Origin of the sequence: Mesorhizobium sp. M6A.T.Cr.TU.014.01.1.1 (genome assembly GCF_004022765.1) — a bacterium.
Classification (GTDB): Bacteria; Pseudomonadota; Alphaproteobacteria; order Rhizobiales; family Rhizobiaceae; genus Mesorhizobium; species Mesorhizobium mediterraneum.
On record NZ_RZPG01000007.1, the window covers coordinates 46534 to 68468 of the forward strand.

21 protein-coding genes are annotated in these 21935 nt (G+C 62.8%); 17 read left to right on the forward strand and 4 right to left on the reverse strand.

Annotated elements, in window-relative coordinates; genetic code table 11:
- The first annotated feature begins 13 nt into the window (after positions 1-13).
- The 4 genes from EN885_RS09885 (at position 14) to EN885_RS09900 (ending at position 5060) form a co-directional block, all read left to right on the forward strand.
- Positions 14-1312 carry a DUF6638 family protein gene (locus EN885_RS09885; protein WP_128241913.1) on the forward strand — a complete coding sequence of 433 codons (1299 nt, stop codon included), beginning with the start codon at positions 14-16 and terminating at the stop codon, positions 1310-1312.
- A gap of 51 nt (positions 1313-1363) precedes the next feature.
- Entirely contained in the window at positions 1364-2506 is a 1143-nt protein-coding gene (locus EN885_RS09890; RefSeq protein WP_127293206.1) for a DUF2333 family protein, read from the forward strand.
- A gap of 96 nt (positions 2507-2602) precedes the next feature.
- The gene (locus tag EN885_RS09895; RefSeq protein ID WP_128241912.1) at positions 2603-3064 is read left to right on the forward strand and encodes an ester cyclase; all 462 of its coding nucleotides are present in this window, start codon (positions 2603-2605) and stop codon (positions 3062-3064) included.
- A 316-nt stretch (positions 3065-3380) separates the two neighbouring features.
- The gene (locus tag EN885_RS09900; protein WP_095484189.1) at positions 3381-5060 is read left to right on the forward strand and encodes a formate--tetrahydrofolate ligase; all 1680 of its coding nucleotides are present in this window, start codon (positions 3381-3383) and stop codon (positions 5058-5060) included.
- Between the two features lie 174 nt (positions 5061-5234).
- Here EN885_RS09900 and EN885_RS09905 read toward each other — a convergent pair whose 3' ends face one another.
- Complete coding sequence (locus EN885_RS09905) at positions 5235-5882, reverse strand: cysteine hydrolase family protein (protein WP_128241911.1); 648 nt, start codon at positions 5880-5882, stop codon at positions 5235-5237.
- 130 nt (positions 5883-6012) lie between these two features.
- Between EN885_RS09905 and EN885_RS09910 the strand changes: the two genes are divergently transcribed.
- From EN885_RS09910 to EN885_RS09920, 3 genes are all read left to right on the forward strand, one after another.
- Entirely contained in the window at positions 6013-6993 is a 981-nt protein-coding gene (locus tag EN885_RS09910) for a helix-turn-helix domain-containing protein (RefSeq protein WP_128241910.1), read from the forward strand.
- 119 nt (positions 6994-7112) lie between these two features.
- Positions 7113-7598 (forward strand): antitoxin Xre/MbcA/ParS toxin-binding domain-containing protein, encoded by a 486-nt coding sequence (locus tag EN885_RS09915; RefSeq protein WP_128241909.1) that lies wholly within the window; start codon positions 7113-7115, stop codon positions 7596-7598.
- A complete protein-coding gene (locus EN885_RS09920) occupies positions 7595-8104 on the forward strand; it encodes an RES domain-containing protein (RefSeq protein WP_128241908.1) in 510 nt (169 codons plus the stop codon). The genes EN885_RS09915 and EN885_RS09920 overlap by 4 nt, the downstream gene beginning before the upstream one ends.
- A gap of 33 nt (positions 8105-8137) precedes the next feature.
- Here EN885_RS09920 and EN885_RS09925 read toward each other — a convergent pair whose 3' ends face one another.
- On the reverse strand, positions 8138-8695 hold the full coding sequence (locus EN885_RS09925; protein WP_128241907.1) for a sugar O-acetyltransferase: 558 nt from the start codon (positions 8693-8695) through the stop codon (positions 8138-8140).
- Between the two features lie 164 nt (positions 8696-8859).
- Between EN885_RS09925 and EN885_RS09930 the strand changes: the two genes are divergently transcribed.
- From EN885_RS09930 to EN885_RS09955, 6 genes are all read left to right on the forward strand, one after another.
- Positions 8860-9321, forward strand: a complete 462-nt coding sequence (locus tag EN885_RS09930; protein ID WP_128241906.1) for a DUF4126 domain-containing protein — start codon at positions 8860-8862, stop codon at positions 9319-9321.
- Complete coding sequence (locus EN885_RS09935) at positions 9318-10694, forward strand: FAD-containing oxidoreductase (protein ID WP_128241905.1); 1377 nt, start codon at positions 9318-9320, stop codon at positions 10692-10694. Before EN885_RS09930 ends, EN885_RS09935 begins: the two co-directional genes overlap by 4 nt.
- A gap of 150 nt (positions 10695-10844) precedes the next feature.
- Positions 10845-12014: an MFS transporter gene (locus tag EN885_RS09940; RefSeq protein ID WP_126105225.1), complete on the forward strand. Its 1170-nt coding sequence runs from the start codon at positions 10845-10847 to the stop codon at positions 12012-12014.
- Positions 12015-12099: 85 nt separating this feature from the next.
- Entirely contained in the window at positions 12100-13173 is a 1074-nt protein-coding gene (locus tag EN885_RS09945; RefSeq protein ID WP_128241904.1) for a succinylglutamate desuccinylase/aspartoacylase family protein, read from the forward strand.
- A gap of 257 nt (positions 13174-13430) precedes the next feature.
- Positions 13431-15620 (forward strand): anthranilate synthase, encoded by a 2190-nt coding sequence (locus tag EN885_RS09950; protein ID WP_126105223.1) that lies wholly within the window; start codon positions 13431-13433, stop codon positions 15618-15620.
- A gap of 47 nt (positions 15621-15667) precedes the next feature.
- Complete coding sequence (locus tag EN885_RS09955) at positions 15668-16582, forward strand: cation diffusion facilitator family transporter (RefSeq protein WP_206616820.1); 915 nt, start codon at positions 15668-15670, stop codon at positions 16580-16582.
- Between the two features lie 127 nt (positions 16583-16709).
- On the opposite strand, the gene EN885_RS09960 is transcribed toward EN885_RS09955, so the two are convergent.
- Both EN885_RS09960 and EN885_RS09965 read right to left on the reverse strand, forming a co-directional pair.
- A complete protein-coding gene (locus tag EN885_RS09960) occupies positions 16710-17858 on the reverse strand; it encodes a glycosyltransferase family 10 (protein WP_245457948.1) in 1149 nt (382 codons plus the stop codon).
- 27 nt (positions 17859-17885) lie between these two features.
- The gene (locus tag EN885_RS09965) at positions 17886-18959 is read right to left on the reverse strand and encodes a hypothetical protein (RefSeq protein ID WP_128241902.1); all 1074 of its coding nucleotides are present in this window, start codon (positions 18957-18959) and stop codon (positions 17886-17888) included.
- Between the two features lie 96 nt (positions 18960-19055).
- Here EN885_RS09965 and EN885_RS09970 point away from each other — a divergent pair, with 96 nt between their 5' ends.
- From EN885_RS09970 to EN885_RS09985, 4 genes are all read left to right on the forward strand, one after another.
- Positions 19056-19493, forward strand: a complete 438-nt coding sequence (locus EN885_RS09970; protein ID WP_126105220.1) for a DsrE family protein — start codon at positions 19056-19058, stop codon at positions 19491-19493.
- A gap of 70 nt (positions 19494-19563) precedes the next feature.
- Positions 19564-20364, forward strand: coding sequence for an SDR family oxidoreductase (locus EN885_RS09975; protein ID WP_095484178.1), 801 nt, complete (start codon positions 19564-19566; stop codon positions 20362-20364).
- Positions 20365-20409: 45 nt separating this feature from the next.
- Positions 20410-20718, forward strand: coding sequence for a putative quinol monooxygenase (locus tag EN885_RS09980; RefSeq protein ID WP_095484177.1), 309 nt, complete (start codon positions 20410-20412; stop codon positions 20716-20718).
- A gap of 71 nt (positions 20719-20789) precedes the next feature.
- Positions 20790-21878, forward strand: a complete 1089-nt coding sequence (locus EN885_RS09985) for an AbrB family transcriptional regulator (protein ID WP_126105219.1) — start codon at positions 20790-20792, stop codon at positions 21876-21878.
- Positions 21879-21935: the final 57 nt, after the last annotated feature.

The following is a 21935-nucleotide window of genomic DNA, read 5'->3' on the forward strand; positions in this document are numbered from 1 at the left end:
GGGAGAAGGAATAATGGCCAAGAAATCCGACCTTTTGCGCGAGAACGAGCTGATCTACGGCCGGCTGTTGACCATCGAGGAGCCGCATCTCATCCAGCGTTATAACAAGGCTATGGTCGCCTTCGGCCTGAAGCCGACGAAGCTGAAGAGCTTCGACATCGACCGCACCGGCTTCTCGCCGCAGGTGGCCGAGGAATGCGGCGACTACAACTACCTCGACCCCAACGAGATCAACCGCCGTTTCATCATCCTGACGCCGTCGCAGATCGATCTGCCGGTGGTGCACACCGCCTTTTCCAACACCTCGCAGCTGATGTTCGAGTTCATGTCGAAGAACCAGCGCGCCATCGACGCGCTGACCATCAAGGATGTCATCTACGGCGAGATCGAGGATTCGGTCCCAAAAGTCGACGACATCGAGGATCTGCTGTCGATCAACCAGGTCGAGTTCAGGGTGCTGTCGGCGGAGGACGTGCTGGGCAAGGCCGCCGAACTCGGCAAGCTCGTCGACCAGTTGAAGCAGGAGCCGGACGCCTGGCGCGACAATGCCATGCTCACCCGCATGGTGGAGCTTGCCAAGATCTGCGGCGACATCCGCGAGAACGCGCTGGTGCCGGATCAGGTGATCTTTCGCCACAGCGCCTATTGGACCAGCCATTTCGGCGGGCTCTATGTGTTCATCGATCCGGACATGACGACGGTGATCAGCGACCCGGCAGCACCCGGCTTCCGTCGCTCGCGGCCGTGGCAAGTGAGCTACCTCTCGATCAACGATGCCGACAAGGTGTTCAAGTTCCTCGCCGCGACCGGCCGCATCGAACTGCCGCGCGCCTCATGGATCGAAACATCGGGCTATCTCGAACATCGCGCCGAGATGGTGGTGCGCGCGCTGATCCGCGACGCCGAGCCCGATCGCAATCTGACCGACGTCGACAAGGTCTGGCTGCAGACCTGGATCCATGGCCATGCCGACCTGATCACCAGGGACGGCAATTTTCCCTTTCTCAACGCCGCCAAGCGCGAGATCGCTCACCTCGGCCGGCTCAAGATTGAGGACGTCTTCCCGCAGCAGCGTTTCCTGGTGATCCGGGCCAAGCCCGACCATCCCGACGCCTGGCTGACCAACCAGCTGATCTCGGATTTCGTGCCGCAGGATTTCGTCTCGCGTTACGTCTTCAACAAACCAGGCTTCTACAGCGACTATGACGGCTTCAGCGACGCCTGGCGATCGCATGTTGTGGACGTTCTGAAAACCACATATCTGAAAGACAAGGTGGCGTTTCGCACACGCCTCTACGGCCTTACTGATTGAATGCCTAACCTTATCGAATTCTTGGCTGACTGACGAGGGGGTGACATCGCCATGCTTGATCCGATCGTGAATTTCTTCACACGGATTTTCCAGTGGATCGGCCGCGGTATCGGCTTCGCCATCGGTGTGATCCTGTGGCCGTTCATGTGGGCTGGGCGCTGGTACACACAGCGCGGCTGGATACTGAAGGCGGTGCTCGGCCTCGCTCTGCTCTTGCTGGTCGGCCTCTACGGCTACTTCATCTGGAACACGCAGGTCTGGAGCAATTTCAATCCCGCCTATGCGGAGGCGTATAATTTCACCCAGCCGGCCGGAACCGCCCCGGCGCAGCCCGCTCCTCCTGCCGTCGGGGAAACCGCTGGCGTCGAGGGAGAGGTCAAGACCTGCACAAACTCGGCCATTGTCCAGGTCGCGGCCGATCTCATCGATTTCAACGTCAACGAGAACGCCTGGATCTCGTCGATGATACTCTACAAGCTCGGGTTCTTCGGGATGGACTGGGACCGCACGCCGTTTCTCGACAACAAGGCCTCCTTCCAGCGCGGGGTCAATCAGGCCATCCGGCGCACTGCGGTCGAGCTCGTCGACACACTCGGCCGCGTCCGCGGCACCAGCCAGATCGACCAGAACCTGCAGGATGCGCGCGGCGCGATCACCTTCGACGAGGAAACCTGGTATTTCGGCCTCAGGCCCTTTGGTCCGAAAACCCCGACGCCGAGTTTCTATCGCACGGCGGCGACCAGCCTTCGCGCCTTCAACGACCGGCTGATGAAATGCGAGGTTGTCTTCAACGCGCGCGCCGACAATCTGATGCAGTTCGTCGACCGGATCGCGAGCGACATAGGCTCGACATCGGACATGATCCGCGACCGTTCGCAGAACTTCAACAGCGGCTGGTTCGACACACGCGCTGACGACCGCTTCTGGTTCGCCTATGGCCAGCTCTACGGCTATTACGGCATCCTCACGGCGGCGCATCACGACTTCCAGCAGATCCTCGACAATCGCGGCCTCACACCGCTGTGGACCAGCGTGGAAGGCCAGCTCAAGGCAGCGCTCGCCATACGGCCTTTCATAATCTCCAACGGCCGCGAGGATGGCTGGATCATGCCCACCCACCTCACCACGATGGGATTCTATGTGCTTAGGGTGCGATCGAACCTCGTCGAGGTCAGGTCCGTTCTGGATCGGTGAAGGAAGCCAATAGTGAAAGACGTCTTGGCTTGAAATCACCGCTGCCCCTGGTCGAGATCAGCAACGTGCTGACGCAGTAGGTCGGCTGCGCATCGCGTGGAACCGGAACCTGATCGTCTCGTCGTCGTTCAACCGCTGGGCGGCAGCCAGCGAGGACATGAGATGGATATCCGGGAAGTTGCTCGAAATTTCTATGCCACGATCGACGCGCAGGACTGGGATAAACTGTCCAGTCTTGTCTCTCCAGATCTCGCCGTTCATCTCGGCAGCGCCAATCCGATCGGCTTCGCTGACTGGCGCAAATCCCTGACCGAATTCTTTGTTGGATTCCCGGACGGATATCACGTCATCGACGATTATGTCAGCGATGCCGACAAGGTAGTCACGCGCTGTCGCTTTGAGGGCACGCACACCGGCATCTTCCATGGCGTCGAACCGAGCGGCAATCGCGTCTCGGTTGGCGTGATTCACATCGATCGTCTTGAGAACGGCGTCGTGGTCGAACATTTCGGCCAGCTTGACGGCTTGGGGCTGATGCACCAGATCGGCGCATTCTAGCGCAACTACCCGAGGCGCAGGCCGGCGCTCGAACCCTGTCGCATTCGGTGCATTCCGCGGCTGTTTTGAGACGGCAAAACGGCGCGTGCTCTGGCTTCTATACGGCGCGACAACCGGGCGCGAAGACCCGGGACAGATCGCCCGGGAAACAGAACCACCTTTCTCTAGAGGAAACATAGTTGCATGCAAGTTGACGCCATGGCAGCGACAGGGCTAGAACGTGCCCTCGCCTGCAGTGCCGGGCTGTCTCGAACAGGCTTGCGACCATACTGATCAAACCCGTCCCCTCCACCGTCCAATCCAGAGGAAAGCCACCATGGCCGAAGTGAAGTCCGACATCGAGATCGCGCGCGCCGCCGACAAGAAGCAGATCCAGGAGATTGGCCAGAAGATCGGCATTCCAAGCGAGCATCTTTTGCCTTACGGCCACGACAAGGCGAAGATCTCGGCCGAGTTCATCAAGTCGGTGAAGGCGAACAAGGACGGCAAGCTGATCCTCGTCACCGCCATCAACCCGACGCCGGCCGGCGAAGGCAAGACGACGACGACGGTGGGCCTCGGCGACGGTCTCAACCGCATCGGCAAGAAGGCGATCGTCTGCATCCGCGAGGCCTCGCTCGGGCCGAATTTCGGCGTCAAGGGCGGTGCTGCCGGCGGCGGCTACGCGCAGGTCGTGCCGATGGAAGACATGAACCTCCACTTCACCGGCGATTTCCATGCCATCACCACGGCGCATAATCTGCTTTCGGCGCTGATCGACAACCACATCTACTGGGGCAACGACCTCGGCATCGACAACCGCCGCGTCGTCTGGCGCCGCGTCATGGACATGAACGACCGGGCGCTGCGCGAGATCATCTGCTCGCTCGGCGGCGTCGCCAACGGCTTTCCGCGCGAAGGGGGCTTCGACATCACCGTCGCCTCGGAAGTCATGGCGATCCTGTGCCTCGCCACCGACCTGAAGGACCTGGAAAAGCGCCTCGGCGACATCATCGTCGCCTATCGCCGCGACAAGTCGGCCGTCTACGCCCGCGACCTCAAGGCCGACGGCGCCATGGCCGTGCTGCTCAAGGACGCCATGCAGCCCAACCTGGTGCAGACGCTGGAGAACAACCCAGCCTTCGTTCACGGCGGTCCGTTCGCCAACATCGCGCATGGCTGCAACTCGGTCGTCGCCACCACGACGGCGCTGAAGCTCGCCGACTATGTCGTCACCGAAGCCGGTTTCGGCGCCGATCTCGGCGCCGAAAAATTCTTCGACATCAAGTGCCGCAAGGCCGGCCTGAAGCCGGCGGCAGCCGTCATCGTCGCCACTGTGCGCGCCATGAAGATGAACGGCGGCGTCAAGAAGGAAGATCTCGGCAAGGAGAATGTCGAGGCGGTCAAGAAGGGCTGCGCCAATCTCGGCCGTCACGTCGAGAATATCAGGCAGTTCGGCGTGCCAGCGGTCGTCGCCATCAACCATTTCTACTCCGACACCGACGCTGAAATCCAGGCGATGAAGGACTACGTCGCCTCGATGGGCGAAGAGGCGATCCTTTGCAAGCACTGGGCCCACGGATCGGCCGGCATCGAGGAACTCGCCAGCAGGGTGGTGGCGCTTGCCGAATCCGGCGCGTCGCAGTTTGCGCCGCTCTATCCCGACGCCATGCCGCTGTTCGAGAAGATCAACACCATCGTCCAGCGCATCTATCGCGGTTCCGAAGCGATCGCCGACAAGTCGGTGCGCGACCAGCTCCACGCCTGGGAGCACGCCGGCTACGGCCACCTGCCGGTCTGCATGGCCAAGACGCAATATTCGTTCTCGACCGACCCGAACCTGCGCGGCGCGCCGACCGGCCACACCGTGCCGGTGCGCGAGGTCAGATTGTCTGCCGGCGCCGGCTTCATCGTCGTTATCTGCGGCGAGGTCATGACCATGCCCGGTCTTCCCAAGGCGCCGTCCTCGGAAAAGATCTTCCTGAACGAGATGGGCCAGATCGAAGGCCTGTTCTGAGATTTTGAAGGCCGGAATGACAAGGGCGCCGCGTCGCTACGGCGCCCTTTTGCTTGCCCGAGACAAATTTCCAATGCATGTCGCCCAAAAGTGCGCAGCGGTTTTGGGATAACGACATGCATAAGAACAAGAACTTAAAGCGCGTCGCATGAATCCTGTCAGGCGCGACGCGCTTTAAGCGGCGCTCCGTGCCAGCGCGCGCTGGTTGGAGGCGTAGATCGTGTCGCGTTCGGGCAGCGTGCCGGTCTTCAGGCAGTCGATCCATTCGGCTGTCTTGAGAACGGCGGCGAAGCGCGACTGCAGGATAACAGTCACCACGCGGTGGATGTCCTCGGCCGAAGCATGGCCGGCGCTGTTGGCATAGGGCACCGAGCCGGTGGCGTCGGACAGGAACTCCACCGCAAAGCCCATGTGGACGGCGTGGATGATGGTCGAGAGATCGCAATTGTGCGTCATATAGCCGACGACGGTGATCGTATCGATGGCGTTGGCGCGCAACCAGTCCTCGAGGTCCGTGCCGGTGAAGGCGCTCGGCAAGGTCTTTTCGACGTAATGATCACGGCTTCGCCTTGATATCTCGGGATGCAATTCGGCGCCGTGGCTGCCTTTGGCGAAAATCGGCGACGTTTCTGGCGCTAGCTGCTTGATGACCACGACCTTGACGCCTGCCGCGGCGGCCGCGTCCATCGCTCGTGCCGCGTTGACGACGCTGTCGCGAAACGGCGGATATTGGATGGCGAGGTTGCCGCCGTCATAGTCGTTCTGGATGTCGACGACGATGAGGGCACGGCGTGGCGCCTTGCCTTTGACTGGTTCAGACATCAAATTTTCCTTTCCCGTTTGGCTTCGATTGGTCGAGGATAGGCCTGCTGCCGGAGTGCAAAAAGTGTCCCAATTGACATTATTCGAAAGAATTGGGACAATCCAAATCTAACCTTCATTGGTGCTCAGCATGGCCGATCCGATCGTTGCCGCCATCGCCTTCGATGGCATCAGTCCGTTCCACCTCTCCGTGCCGTGCCTTGTATTCGCAGAGGATCGCGCCGCGCTCGGCTTGCCGCGCTTCGACTTCCGCATCTGTGCAATCGAAAGCGGGCCTATCCATACCGAAGCAGGGTTGACCGTGACTGCGCCGCACGGGCTGGGCAGCCTCGATGGCGCGGACATTGTGATCGTCCCAAGCTGGCGAGACGTCGACGATCCGCCACCGGCGTTTCTGGTAGAGGCCCTGCTGCGAGCGCACCGGAACGGCGCATTGATTGTCGGACTGTGCCTCGGCACGTTCGCTGTTGCGGCGACAGGACTGCTTTCGGGGCGGCGAGCCGCGACGCATTGGGCCTATACCGAGCAGCTACAGGCGCTTTATCCCGACATGATCGTCGACCCGGACGTGCTTTACATCGACAATGGTGATGTCATGACATCTGCCGGCGTCGCCGCCGGGCTTGACTGCTGTCTCCATATCGTGCGGGCCCGCTACGGCGCGGAGGCGGCTCTTCGGCTTGCTCGGCAGATCGTGCTTTCTCCCCATCGGCAAGGCGGGCAGGCGCAGTTCATAGAACGTCCCATTGCTAGGACCGGCAACGCGGATCGCATCACACAGGCACTCGACAAGGTGCGCAAAACGCTGGACGAGACGCATAGCCTGGACAGCGTCGCTGCCGCCGCCGGCCTCACCCGCAGGACATTCACGCGCCGCTTTCAAAAATCGATCGGCACCAGCTTCGGCGACTGGCTGATCGATCAGCGCGTCGCGCTGGCGCAGCGACTGCTGGAAGGAACGGAAAAATCGATGGATGCGGTTGCCTTCGAGGCCGGTTTCGGCAGCGCCACGTCGCTGCGCCAGCACTTCGCGGCGCGGCTCAGAACCACGCCCGCGCAGTACCGGCGCGAGTTCTCGAAGAACGCTCCGGATGAGCACGTGGTAAGATAGCTCCAACTCATGTCGATGTCGGCGCTGCCCTCATTGCCCTGCGCTCGATTCTACCGTCCTTGAAAGGCTCGGCGTCATCTGTCATATATTAAGCGACAGATGACGCGAAGAGGCACGCCTTGGCGATGGCATTGGAAAAGGCTGCACCAGCAGCAAAAAACAGTGAACTTCAGAAAGTGGCCAGATTGCTGGGCGGCGCCCGCATTCTGTCGCGGCACCTCCGGAGTGCATTGGACGCCCATGAGCTGCTTGTGCACGGCCTGCCGGGTTCGGCGCTGGACCATCTCATTGGGCAGCTCGTCTTCATCCAGAAGACTGATTCGCTAGAGAAGGCTGTCGGCATGAGCTTGCGCACCTACCAGCGTCGGAAGGACGCCCCTTCCAAGCCTCTCAGCCAGGATCAGAGCGGACGAACCTGGAAATTTGCGGAGATCCTGTCGAAAGCGACCGACGTGTTCGGTTCGCAGGCCGAAGCGGAGCAATGGCTGGAGCGCCCGGCGATCGGGCTCGACCAGCGCCGTCCCATCGATCTTCTGGCAACCCCGGCTGGTGTCGAGCTTGTAGAGGACTACCTCGAACGGCTTGAATATGGCGTTTATGCATGACGCCGCTCCCGGCCGCACTTGGCGGCTCCGACCTCGTTGGCTGGCGTCTCGATCACGCTGCGTTCGCGCCTACATGGGACAGTGGCGAGGGCGCATACAGGGTCGGCGGACGATGGAACAGCAGGGGCGTGCGCGCAGTCTACTGCTCAATCGATCCTTCGACTGCGATTCTCGAAGTCGCAGTCCATAAGGGCTTCAGGGCGCTCGACACGATCGCGCATGTGATGACCGCGGCGATAATCAGCGATGTCACGGAAGTGCATATCGTCAACCCTGGCGCCGTTCCCAACCCTAATTGGCTGCGTCCGGGCATCCCGAGCTCTGGGCAACAGGCATTCGGCGATGATCTTCTCCAACGACATCGGTTCGTGGTGATTCCGAGCGCGGTGTCCCAGAATGGCTGGAACCTGATCTTCGACGCGAGCGTCGCGAAGGGCGCATATGCCATGAAGATCCAGGAGGCCTTTGCGCTCGACACACGATTGCATCCCCCTCCTGCCAAATGACCGGGCTTACCTCGCTCTAATACCCGCTCATGCTCAGCCGCGCCTGACCGACTGCGCCGGGTTGCCGACGACCGTGGTGTTTGGCGGCACGTCGCGAGTCACTACCGCGCCGGCGCCGACAATGGCGCCGTCGCCGATGCTGATCCCGCCGAGGATGATGGCACTGCCGCCGATCCAGGCATTGTCGCCGATCTCGACCGGCTTCGCGATCTCCAGTCCTGCCTGTCGACCCGCCGCCTCCTTGTGATGCTCGGCGCAATAGATCTGCACATTGGGGCCGAGCAGCGTTCCCTTGCCGATGCGGACTGGCGCGGTATCGAGGATGGTGCAGCCGGCATTAAGGAAGACGCCGTCGCCGAGAACAATGTTGAAGCCATAGGCGCAGTGGAACGGCGCCTCGATCCGGGCACCCTCGCCCACTGCGCCGAGCAGCGACTTCAAGGCCGGCCCGATGTCGCCGCGTTGCCGTGGCGGCAGCGAATTATGCTCGAACACCGCGTCGCGCGCCACGACCCGCAGTGCCTCCAACTCCGGGTCGAGGCAAGTATACCACTCGCCCGCCGCCATTTTTGTGCGTTCGCTTCTGTTCAAGGCGATGTCCTCCTGCCTTTGCCATGCTGTTTCAACGTGGTGTCAAAGCACAGTCCATAAAGATCGGGTAACGCCACAGATCGCAGGCCTCTGGTCAAATGCCGCGCCTATGCTAGCCTGCTCTGGCAGGGTTGTCCTGAGCCCGGCCATCGAGGGGATCAATCATGCTGTATATTCTCGCACTCCTGATTGGCGTCGTTGCGGGCCTTCGTGCCATGACAGCGCCCGCCGCCGTCGCCTGGGGCGCTTGGCTCGGCTGGCTGCCGGTCACCGGCACCTGGGCTGCTTTCATGGGTCACTGGGTCGCCGTCGGCATCTTCACCGCCCTGGCCATCGTCGAGCTTGTCGCCGATCAGTTGCCGTCGACGCCGAGCCGCAAGGTGCCGCAGCAGTTCGGCGCGCGCATCGTCTCGGGCGCCTTCACCGGCGCTGTGATCGGCGCGACCGCCGGCGCCACCATCGGCGGCCTGATTGCCGGCGCCATCGGCGCGGTGATCGGCACGCTGGGCGGCGCCGAGCTGCGCAAGCGCCTGGCCATCACCCTCGGCAAGGACCTGCCAGCCGCCCTTATCGAGGACGCGGTGGCAATCACCGGCGGCCTGCTGATCGTGGCGGCAGTGGCATGACGGCAAAGACATTCGACACCATCATCATCGGCGCCGGACAGGCCGGCCCGCCGCTCGCCGGCCGGCTGACGGCGGCCGGCATGTGCGTGGCGCTGATCGAGCGAAAACTGGTCGGCGGCACCTGCGTCAACACCGGCTGCATGCCGACCAAGGCCATGGTGGCAAGCGCCTATGCCGCGCATCTCGCTCGCCGCGCCGCCGACTACGGCGTGACGCTCTCCGGTTCGGTCGGCGTCGACTACAGAGCGATCAAGGCACGCAAGGACAAGGTGTCGAACGACGCCCGCGGCAATCTCGAAAGCTGGATTGCCGGCATGGACCATTGCACGCTCTATCGCGGCCATGCACGCTTCGTCACCGCCAACACGGTGCGCGTCGGCGATGATCTTCTGACCGCCGAAAAAATATTCCTCAACACCGGCGGCCGCGCCTCGGTGCCTGACCTGCCAGGCGTCAACGACATTTCGTACCTGACCAACTCATCGATGATGGACCTCGACGTGCTGCCGCGCCATCTGGTCGTCGTCGGCGGCAGCTACGTCTCGCTCGAATTCGCACAGATGTTCCGCCGCTTCGGCTCGGAGGTCACGGTGATCGAAAAGAGCCCACGGCTGATCGCCCGCGAGGACGACGATGTCTCGGCCGCCATCCTGTCCATCCTCGAAAACGAAGACATCACGGTCCATCTCGGCGCCGACGACATCAGCTTCGCCAGGCAGGGCAATGAGATTGCCGTGACCTTCACCGCCGGCAAGGCGCCGGCGGTTGGCTCGCATGTACTGCTGGCAGTGGGCCGGACGCCCAACACCGACGATCTCGGCCTCGACAAGGCCGGCGTCGAGGTCGATAAACGCGGCTTCATTGTCGTCGACGACCAGCTGCGCACCAGCGTGCCCGGCATCTGGGCGATGGGCGACTGCAACGGCAAGGGCGCCTTCACCCACACCTCCTACAATGACTACGAGATCGTCGCCGCCAATCTGCTCGACAACGATCCACGCAAGGTGAGTGACCGCATCGAGGCCTATGCGCTTTATACCGACCCGCCGCTCGGCCGCTGCGGCATGACCGAGACAGCGGTCAGAAAGTCCGGCCGTCGCGGGCTGGTCGGCCTGCGGCCGATGACCCGCGTCGGCCGCGCCGTCGAGAAAGGCGAGACGCAAGGTTTTATGAAGATCCTAGTCGACGCCGACACCAAGGAAATCCTCGGCTGTTCGGTGCTCGGTCCCGGTGGCGACGAGGCGATCCATTGCGTCCTTGACCTGATGTACGCCAAGGCGCCGGTCAGCACGCTCGCGCGGGCAACCCATATTCACCCCAATGTCTCGGAACTTCTGCCGACCATCGCCCAGGAGCTGAAGCCGCTGGCATAGGCCGCTCTGCATTCACCGCAGGCGGCAAACGCGCAACGCAGTCGCGATCCGCTGCCCATTTTTGCAATGCTGCATTGCAGCAATCGCGCTTGTGCACGGGGCAGCTCTGCCGACAGTCTCAATTTTGAACCGATTCAGTCCGGACCTCCCATGCCCCTGCCGATCCTAGCGCTTGCCATTGCGTCCTTCTGCATCGGCACCACCGAATTCGTCATCATGGGCCTGCTGCCCGAGGTCGCCGCCGACCTCGGCGTCTCGATCCCCTCGGCCGGCCTGCTGGTCACCGGCTATGCGCTCGGCGTCGTCTTCGGCGCGCCGGTGATTGCGGTGGCCACCGCACACATGCCGCGCAAGCCGGTGCTGATCGGCCTGGCAATGTTGTTCGTCGTCGGCAATCTGTTGTGCGCGATCGCGCCCAATTATTGGCTGCTGATGGCGGCGCGCGTCTTCACCGCTTTCGGCCATGGCGCCTTCTTCGGCATCGGCTCGGTCGTCGCCGCCAGCCTGGTGCCGCGTAACAAGCGGGCCAGCGCCATCGCGCTGATGTTCGCCGGTCTGACCCTGTCCAACATCCTTGGTGTTCCCGGCGGCACAGCACTCGGCGAAGCCTACGGCTGGCGCGCCACCTTCCTGGCCGTGGTCGGGATCGGCCTTATCTCGGTCGCAGCCATTGCCTGGCTGGTGCCCGCCGGCATCACCCAACCGAGCGGCGGCGGCCTGCTTGGCGAGGTGCGCGTGCTCGGCAAGCTGCAGGTTTGGCTGGCGATGCTGATCTCGGCGCTGGCGTCGGCCAGCCTGTTTGCCGTCTTCACCTACATAAAGCCCTATCTCACCGACGTATCCGGCCTGTCGACCGCGACCGTGACCTGGGTGCTGCTGCTATTCGGCGGCGGCATGACCATCGGCAACATCATCGGCGGCAGGCTGGCCGACTGGAAATTGATGCCGACGGTGATCGGCACGCTTTTGATGCTGGCGCTGCTGCTCGTCGGCTTTGCCGAATTCGGCGCCATCGCAGCCGTGGCGGTCTTCATCGTTTTCCTGTGGGGTCTGCTCGTCTTCGTCATCGTGCCGCCTTTGCAGATCCGCGTCGTCGAAGCGGCCTCCGAAGCGCCGAACCTCGCCGCCACGCTGAACCAGGGCGCCTTCAACATCGGCAATGCCGCGGGCGCCTGGGTAGGCGGCGTGGCACTTTCGCTGGGCGTGTCCTATGCCAATCTGCCGCTGGTCGGCGCGGCGCTCGCCCTGCTGGCGGTCGCCGTGGCGGTGATGTCGCAGACGTTGGACCGCCAGTTGCTGGTGACGCACCCCGCGCAATAGTTGCGCCCATAGCGCAGCAGACTGGACCAATCGACAGCGTATCGGCGAAAGGGCATGTGTTCGGCCTCTTTCCTGGAGGAGTATCATGCAGAAATCGATCGAGCGCATCGCCGGCGACAGCGAGGGCGTTTCCTACGAATTCCCGACCTTCCGCTTTGACGGCAGCGACAAGGCAGCAACCTCAGCCTATCTGCAGGCCGCGCTGCATGCCGGCGAACTGCCGGGCGTCGTCGCCATCGATGCGCTGATGCCGATGCTCGAAAAGGCCGAAGCGGAACGCCGCATCAAGGGCAATATCACCGTCGTGCCCCAAGCCAATCCGATCGGCCGCGCCCAGTATCATTTCGGCGAGCATCAGGGCCGTTTCCACTTGGGCACGCGCACCAACTTCAACCGCGGCTTTCCGCTGCTGGCGGCGCCGGACACGACGCTCTTGCCGGACACCACGCTTGGCACGGCCGATCAGCGGCTGAAGACGCGGCTGCTGCAGCTGTCGATCGGCCACGACATCGTGCTCGACCTGCACTGCGACGACGAGGGCCTCGCCTATCTCTATGTCCACACCAGCCTGTGGCCTGAAATGGCGGATTGTGCGGCCGCCATGGGCGTCGACGCGGTGGTGCTGTGGGATGAGGACACCGACGGCACCTTCGAAGGCGCCTCGATCACGCCGTATCTGAACGTCCCCGCCGATGTAGCGCGGTTTGACCGGTGCGTCGCCACCACAGTCGAGTATCGAGGCATACTCGATGTCGATGGCGCTCTGGCCGCTTCCGATGCCGAAGGGCTCTATCGGCTGCTGGTGGCGCGTGGCGTGATCGTGGATCAGGCCTTGCCCGCGCCCGGCGGCTTCACCGGTTCCAATTCTTTCACCGGTATCGTCGCACTGCTCGAGAACATCGACATGATGCCGGCGCCCCGGGCGGGTGCGATCCTTTATAGTGTGAAGCCCGGCGACCGTGTAGAAAAAGGCGCACTGCTCGCCACCATAGTCCATGCGCCGGGTGAAGCCGGTGGCCGCACGCAGGTGTTCGCGCCGCAAGCGGGCATCATCCTGACGCGGCGGTCCCGGCGCATCATCCGTGCCGGCGAAGATCTGCTGAAGCTGGTCGGCGACAGGAAGAGCGCCGATGCAAGGTCGGGAACGCTGGAGGATTGAGGGCTCATGCCCTTCTCCATGCCCTCCATTGAATCCAGTTGCGCGGCCGTTCAATCGCCGCTATTGGAATCGCCATGAACATGCGCTCGATCAAGACCGTTTGGTGGTGGGCTCGCTGACAGCGGCCTGTTCGAACGCGTGCGCGTGAAAATAGAAGGTGGCCGCAACGGAATGTCCGGGCGGCCATTTGTTTTTTCAAGCCATGCCCGGGTCCGTTGCCCCAAGACGCTGATACCCAGACGCTGATGGAGACGGCAATGACGACGAAAATTCTGGAGAACGGGGCGGAGCGCTTCGTCACGGCGGGTGGCGTGACGATTACCCGCGAGCGCCACGACCGGCCCTATGAAGGCGCGATCGACGGCTATATCGATGGACTGAATGCGCGCCGCGGCGCCGTGTTTTCCTCGAATTACGAATATCCCGGTCGCTACACGCGCTGGGACACCGCCATCATCGATCCGCCGCTGGTGATCTCGGCGCGCAGCCGCGCCATGCGCATCGAGGCGCTGAACAGCCGTGGCGAGATGCTTCTGCCGGTGATAGGCAAGGCGCTCGGCGGCCTTGACGACGTGACGATCGCCGAGACGTCGAAGAGACTGATCCGCCTCGATGTGGCCAAGCCTGGCCGTGTCTTCACCGAAGAAGAACGCAGCCGCGTTCCCTCCGTCTTCACCGTGCTGCGCGCCATCACCGCTCTGTTCAAAACGGAGGAAGACGCCAATCTCGGCCTCTATGGCGCCTTCGGCTACGATCTCGCCTTCCAGTTCGATCCGGTCGACTACAAGCTCGAGCGCCAGCAAAGCCAGCGCGACCTGGTGCTGTTCCTGCCCGACGAGATCCTGGTCGTCGACCACTATTCGACCAAGGCCTGGACCGACCGCTACGACTATTCGGGCGAAGGGTTTTCGACCGGGGGATTGCCGCGCGACGAAATCGTCGAGCCGTTCAAGACCGCCGACCGCATCCCGCCGCGCGGCGACCATGAGCCCGGCGAATATGCCAATCTGGTGCGCAAGGCGATGGAGAGTTTCAAGCGCGGCGACCTGTTCGAGGTGGTGCCCGGCCAGATGTTCTATGAGCGCTGCGAGACGCCGCCTTCCGCCATCTCCCGCAAGCTGAAGGCCATCAACCCCTCGCCCTATTCCTTCTTCATCAATCTCGGCGAGGGCGAATATCTGATCGGCGCCTCGCCCGAAATGTTCGTGCGCGTCAACGGCCGCCGTGTCGAGACCTGTCCGATCTCCGGCACGATCAAGCGCGGCGACGACGCCATTTCCGATTCGGAGCAGATCCTGAAATTGCTCAATTCGAAGAAGGACGAATCCGAGCTGACCATGTGCTCGGACGTCGACCGCAACGACAAGTCGAGGGTCTGCGACCCAGGCTCGGTGCGCGTCATCGGCCGCCGCCAGATCGAGATGTATTCGCGGCTGATCCACACCGTCGACCACATCGAGGGACGGCTGCGCGAAGGCATGGACGCCTTCGACGCGTTCCTGTCCCATGCCTGGGCGGTCACCGTCACCGGCGCGCCGAAATTATGGGCTATGCGCTTCATCGAGCAGAACGAGAAGAGCCCGCGCGCCTGGTATGGCGGGGCGATCGGCATGGTCAATTTCAACGGTGATATGAACACCGGCCTGACGCTTCGCACCATTCGCATCAAGGACGGCATCGCCGAGGTGCGCGCCGGCGCCACGCTGCTCTTCGACAGCATTCCCGAGGAAGAAGAAGCCGAAACCGAATTGAAGGCATCCGCCATGATCTCCGCCATCCGCGACGCCAAGTCAGGCAATGCCGCCGACACCGAGCGCGCCACCGCGCGCGTCGGCGACGGCGTCAACATCCTGCTCGTCGACCACGAGGACTCCTTCGTCCACACGCTGGCCAATTATTTCCGCCAGACCGGCGCCAATGTCTCGACGGTGCGCACGCCTGTGCCGGACGAGGTCTTCGACCGGCTGAAGCCAAACCTGGTCGTGCTGTCGCCTGGCCCCGGCACGCCGAAGGATTTCGACTGCGCCGCCACCATCAAGCGGGCCCGCGCGCGCGACCTGCCGATCTTCGGCGTCTGCCTCGGCCTGCAGGCGCTGGCTGAAGCCTATGGCGGGGAGCTGCGGCAATTGCACGTGCCGATGCATGGCAAACCGTCACGCATCCGTGTGTCGAAGCCGGGCATCATCTTTTCCGGCCTGCCCAAGGAAGTGACGGTCGGCCGCTACCACTCGATCTTCGCCGATCCGGTCCGCCTGCCCGACGGCTTCATCGTCACCGCCGAGACGGAGGACGGCGTCATCATGGCTTTCGAGCACACCAAGGAGCCGATCGCGGCGGTGCAGTTCCACCCGGAATCGATCATGACGCTCGGCCACAATGCCGGCATGCGCATCATCGAGAACATCGTTGCGCATCTGCCGCGCAAGGCCAGGGAAAAGGCGGCTTAGCCCGAGGGGTTCGTGTTGGGATTTCTTCCCCAGTGACCACAGCTGAAATCAAGTCGACGGCGAAGAAGAGGGTCGCCAGCCTCGCCTTCTGGTCGATCATCGTCGCTTGCGTCGTGCTCGGCCTGAAGCTGGCGGCCTGGCACGTCACCGGTTCCGTGGCGCTATATTCGGACGCGCTGGAATCGATCGTCAACGTCATTGCCTCGGCCGCCGCCTACTGGGCGATCCAGGTCAGCTTCAAGCCGGCCGACCAGGATCATCCGTTCGGCCACCACAAGGCCGAATATTTCTCGGCTGTTCTGGAGGGCGTGCTGATCGTGCTGGCAGCCCTTCTGATCCTCAACGAAGTGTGGTGGTACTGGCAGCATCCCGCCCCGCTCGAACAGCCCTGGACCGGCCTCGCAATCAACGGCGTCGCGACGGTGATCAACGCCTTCTGGGCCTGGACGCTGATCCGTGCCGGACGCGCCGAGAAGTCGCCGGCTCTGGTCGCCGACGGCAGGCACATCATGACCGACGTGGCGACCTCGGTCGGCGTGTTCATTGGCCTGGTCGGTGCCGTACTCACCGGCTGGCAAGTCCTCGATTCCGCGCTTGCCGTCATCGTCGCGCTGAACATCCTATGGCAGGGCTGGCACGTGATCGGCTCGTCGATGAACGGACTGATGGACCGCGCCGTCGACACGCAGGAGCACATGCACATCCGCGACGTCATCTCGGCCAATTGCAAGGGAGCGCTGGAGGTTCACGATCTCAAGACACGCATCGCCGGCCGCGCCACCTTCATCGAGTTCCACCTGGTCGTCGATGCCGGCATGTCGGTGGGCGCCAGCCACGTCATTTGCGACCGCATCGAGGACGCGCTGAAGGCGGAAATCCCCTCGGTGCGCGTCACCATCCATGTCGAGCCCGACGACGAGGCAAAACTGCCCAAGGGCACGACGGCAGTGCCGTTCGCGTGAAGCGGCAGCGGACGTCGATGGTCCCCTTTCAGGGACTATCGCACATCCTAGGGATTGGTCGCACATCCATCCCTTCCTCATCCCGGGCCTGCGCTCCGCTTTGCGTTCGTTCCGCCCTAATTCAGGCTCAGCTAGGCACTCTCTTCCTCCACTTTCGCAGCCGCGTGCTGATGTAGGCTCGCGGACCAAAAGGCAATGTCGGCCGGCCGGCGGGCCGTTCCTGACCGCGCTCGTCGGTCACCTGATGCACGAATTGCATCAGTCGATAAAACACCGGGGGGTCGCGATCCTGCACGAGGCGGGCGAGTTCGTCAGGTAATGGTTTCGAGCGCCAGGCAAAGTATGCCTCGTATGCCTCGGGCGTCACGATGAGGTATTTCAGATATGCTGCCAGCTCTGCATAGCTGCTGAAGTCTGCAGCGTTGATGTAGGAGCCGGGCGGGGCGAATTCGTGCACGTTCGATGTGCCCAGATAGATCGGCACTGATCCGGCTTCGAAGGCATCGAACAGCTTTTCGGTGACGTAGTCGGTCTCGGTCGAGTTCTCCAATGCGAGGCAGAATTTGTAGCGGGAGACTGTCTCGATCTTCGTCTTGCGGCCGCGATCGGGGCCTTCGACTGTACTGTTGCGGAAATACCGACCGTATGAATCTATCTTGATGTGTTCGGCTAGGCTCTTCAAGAGATCGAGCCGGCCGCTATAGTTCAAGGGCGCCGATTGGAAGGCTACCACCGGAGCCGCTTCTGTCTTGGCGCCTATAGGCTTTGCGCGCACCGCGTCCCACCACCGGGAATTGGGCAAATAGGGGCACCAAATCTCAGAGCTGCGCTCGTGCGACATCGTGAAGTCGAAGTGCCGCATGAGTTTCTGGTCCTTTATGATTTTGTAGTTTGAGCGGGCTTCCATATACCAGGCTATCCAGTACTGGCCCGGATATCGCCATGCGTCACCAATTTCGCGGAAGTTCGGAATGTGGAAGACGACCGCTGTCGCTTCAGCAATTCTACGCTTGTCTAGGGTAAATTCGCCCGGCAGATCGCATTGAATAGACGCGACGTCGACGGGCTTGCTGAAAAAAGTCGTGTAGAAGAGGACGAGCGGCTCTTTTTTAGGCACGGCAAGCAATGTGGACATCTCAATACTGCTCAATACTGCGGCCTGGGCTGTGTAGCCGTCGACGCTAAAGGCAATTGCGTGTTGCTTGAGCCACCCGCGCGACGATGGCGGTTTTGGTCTGATCCTGATTGCATCCAGGTCCTCGTCATATCCCGCCAATCCCCAAACCGAGAAACGGACCCCTAATCAAGGCGTGCAGGCAGATTGCGGCATCGGCTCGAGCCGGTAGACCTTGTCGTCGGATGCGGTCTCGCCTTCGGCCGCCTTCGAGCATAGGTCGACGATCGGCAGGCTGCTGTTGGGATTGGCCAGCATCATCGTGCCGTTGGCGCCGCGGCGCAGATAAATCTCCCTGGCCGCGATGTCGCAGGAAAAGTCGCTCGTCTTCGCGCTCGCCACACAGCGCCACTGGTCCGCTTCCCCTTCACAACTGTAGCTCTGCGTGACCTTGGCAGCCTTGTGGCGCGTGGTGACGGAAACGGCAATGTCGGCACCATCAGGCCAGCTTGCCGGATCGCCATCCATAGCGAAGGAGGCCAGCTCGATCGGGCCTCGGAAAACCCGGATAGTCTGGGTAGACTGAGCGGGATGCGAGCCAAGATGCGCGGCATCGTAGTCGCGCCCGTAGCAGAAGGGCTGGTCCGGCTTCAGCCGCTCACGCAGCGGTGCTCCCAGTGCGGGGTCGATCGGATCGATGCGCGCGAATTCGACCTTGCAGGTCTGCGCCGGCATGGGGTCGAGCCGAAAGCCGTCGTCTTCTGTGCCGAGTGCCTGCCTGGTAAACTCCTTTTCGCCAAGTTCATCCTCGGCGCCGGCATCGAGATAAAGGTTGCGCTGCACGCCGGAGATGATCAGCCGGCCTTTTTCATCGAGGTTGAGCGAGGCCATGGTGCGGTCGCATTCCATGCCGCAACGGATCTCGCTCGACTGCGGATCGTCCTTGCCGCACCAACCGCCGACCCACTCGGGCTTCTTGGCGCCGCGCACCGTCGTGGCCACGAAGCCGTTGTAGCCGGACGGACCGCTACTCGGCTCCTCGTTCGGATGGCTAACCGGATAGCTGCCATAGTAGAAGAAGATCCGTGCCACCTTCTGGTTCGGATGCGCCTTGAGATGCGCGGCATCGTAGACGCGCCCGAAACAGGCATCCTTGCCGTCCTGGCTGAGTTCGGTAAGCTTGTCGTCGGCAAGGGCCGTGCCGGCAAGTGCGGCAAGCAAGGCGACACCAAGTCCGGCGCCCTTAGTGGTCTTCGAGGTCATGTGCCCCTCCTCGCCCGACAGGACGTGGCTTCAACTTATGCTAGGATCGGGGCCGAAGCCACGCAATTTGCGGGGCCGGCACAGGAGGATGAAGCCATGCGACGCCGCGATATTTTCCGCGTAGGCCTTGCCGGAGCCGCTGGCCTTTTCGGGCTGCGCCAGGTCGAAGCGGCGGCTGTGGAAGAGGAAAGGCAAAAGGTCGCCTACCACCTCAGCGATCTCGACAAGGTCGGTTTTGTGCTGGGCAACATCAAGAACCACTATGACGGCACCGGCGGCAAGGTCGACATCGTGCTGGTCGTGCATGGACCGGCACTCGCGGCTTTCAAGTCGAAGAGCGCGTCGGCTGGCATTGCCAGCCGTTTTTCCGGCCTCGTTCGCGACGGGCTGACCCCGCATGCTTGCGCCAACACAATGCACGGCATGGATGTTGCGCTCACCGATCTGCTCGATGGCTTCTATGCCGCCGAGACCGGCGGCGTCGTCAAGCTCGCCGAATTGCAGCGCCAAGGCTACGCCTATTTGCGGCCGTGAGCCTCTACGGACTTGAACATCAGGGCGGCCAGGCCCTACGAAGAGTAGATACTCGCCCGGAGGAATAGACGTGCCAGCCACCACAACCAGCCTTGTCACCCCCGCCCTGGTCATCCCCGACCTCGCCGGCAAGGCGGTGCTGATCACCGGCGCTTCGACAGGCATCGGGGCCGCACTTGCACTGGCTTATGCCGCGCAGAAATGTCGTGTGGCGCTGCATTACAATTCAAGTCGGGCGGCTGCCGAAAACCTGGCCGGGACCATCCGCAACGGCGGCGGCGAAGTATTCCTCGTCCAGGCCGATTTCTCGATCCCCGCCGATGTCGAGCGCGTCGTCGAGGACAGCGCGCAACACTTCGGCCGGCTCGATGGCCTCGTCAACAATGCCGGCGGCATGCTCGGCCGCGTGCCTTATGCCGAGCTGACCGAAGCGCATTACGACGCGGTGATGGACCTCAACGCGCGCTCCGTGCTGACTGCCTCGCGCAAGGCGATGCCATGGCTGAAGCGCCAGGGCGGCTTCATCGTCAACACCTCGTCGATCGCCGCGCGCAATGGCGCCGGCGGCGGCGCCGGCCTTTACGGATCGGCCAAGGCCTTCGTCTCCAATGTGACTCGCGGCATGGCCAAGGAACTGATCGGCTTCAACGTCCGCGTCAACGCGGTGGCTCCGGGCACCATCGCGACGCCTTTCCATGAGCGCTATTCGACCGACGAGCAAATGAAGGGCATGGTGGCCACCATTCCACAGGGCCGCGCCGGCACGCCCGAGGACTGCGTCGGCGCCTATCTGTTCCTCTCGTCCGCTCTGTTGAGCGGTTACATCACCGGCCAGGTGATCGAGGTGAATGGTGGCCAGTTGATGCCGTGAGCGGCGACCTGCATACTTGTCGCGGAAGCCAACGGAGAATCTGCAATGTACGGTCTGATCGGCAAGATGCGGGCGACGCGCGGCCAGCGCGACGCAATGATGGACGTTCTGCTTGCCAGCACCGGCTCCATGCCGGGCTGCCTGAGCTACATCATCGCCACCGATCCGGCCGATGCCGACGCAATCTGGGTGACCGAGGTGTGGACCGACCAGGCAAGCCACAAGGCTTCGCTGCAACTGCCGGAAGTCCAGGCAGCGATCGCCAAGGCGCGGCCGATCATCGCCGGCTTCGAGTTCCAGGTCGAAACCCAGCCCGTAGGCGGCTTCGGCCTGCCCGCCGTCAAAACCGCCTGACGCCTGAGAGCGGACGCATTTTTCGCCATCGCGGGGTTCGCATCTCCCCGCTTCAGGTCTAAGACCGAAAAATGGATTCCCTGCCAGACCAGCCGACCGTCGAACGCATGGCGCGGATGCCCAAAGCCTGGCAGTGGCTGGCCCTCCTGATCTTCTCGATCCTCTTTGCCGGTGCGCTGGAATTCGCCGCCTTGCCGGCGGCGCTGCTGATCGGGCCGATGCTGGCGGCGATCCTGGCCGGCACCAACGGCGCCACGGTGCGTGTGCCGCGCCCTTCGTTCGGCGCCGCCCAGGCGATCATCGGCTGCCTTGTCGCCGGCTCGATCTCCGCCGACATCTTCCCGGTCTTCTACAAGGAATGGCCGCTGTTCCTCGGCACCGTGGTGGCGACCGTCGCGGCATCCAGCCTGCTCGGCTGGCTGATCAGCCGCTGGCGTATCCTGCCCGGCACCACCGCGGTCTGGGGCTCATCGCCGGGCGCGGCCACTGCCATGGTGCTGATGGCCGGCGCCTTCGGAGCCGACCAGCGCCTCGTCGCCTTCATGCAATATCTGCGCGTCATCTTCGTCTCGATGACTGCGGCGATTGTCGCAAAGATGTGGGTCGACACATCGGGCATCGAGATCCCGGCCATCATCTGGTTCCCGCCGATTGATCCAATGGCCTTTGCCGCGACACTTGGCGTGGCGCTCGTCGGCAGCCTCATCGGAAAGCTGCTCAGGCTGCCGTCACCCTTCTTCCTCGGCACCTTCGTTTTCGGCACCGCGGTGCATCTAGGATTAGGCGTGACGATGCAGTTGCCGCCCTGGCTGCTCGCCCTCGGCTATACGATGATCGGCTGGACCATCGGCCTGAATTTCACCAGGGCGATTCTGCGGCACGCGACGCGGGCGCTGCCGCAGATCGTTGGCTCGATCATCATTCTCATCGCCTTCTGTGGCGGCCTCGGCTTCATGATCAGCCATGTGCTCGGCATCGATCCGCTGACCGCCTACCTGGCGACCAGCCCCGGCGGCATGGACAGCGTCGCCATCATCGCCGCCGCCGCACAGCACGTCGACATCTCCTTCGTCATGGCGCTGCAATCGGCCCGCTTCCTCGTCGTGCTGCTGATCGGACCGAGCCTGGCGCGGCTGGTGGCGCGAAGTCTGAGGGAATAAGGACCTGCCGCGTCTTCCCCGGTATTCGTAGTCGGCTTCACCGAAACCGGACGAGTT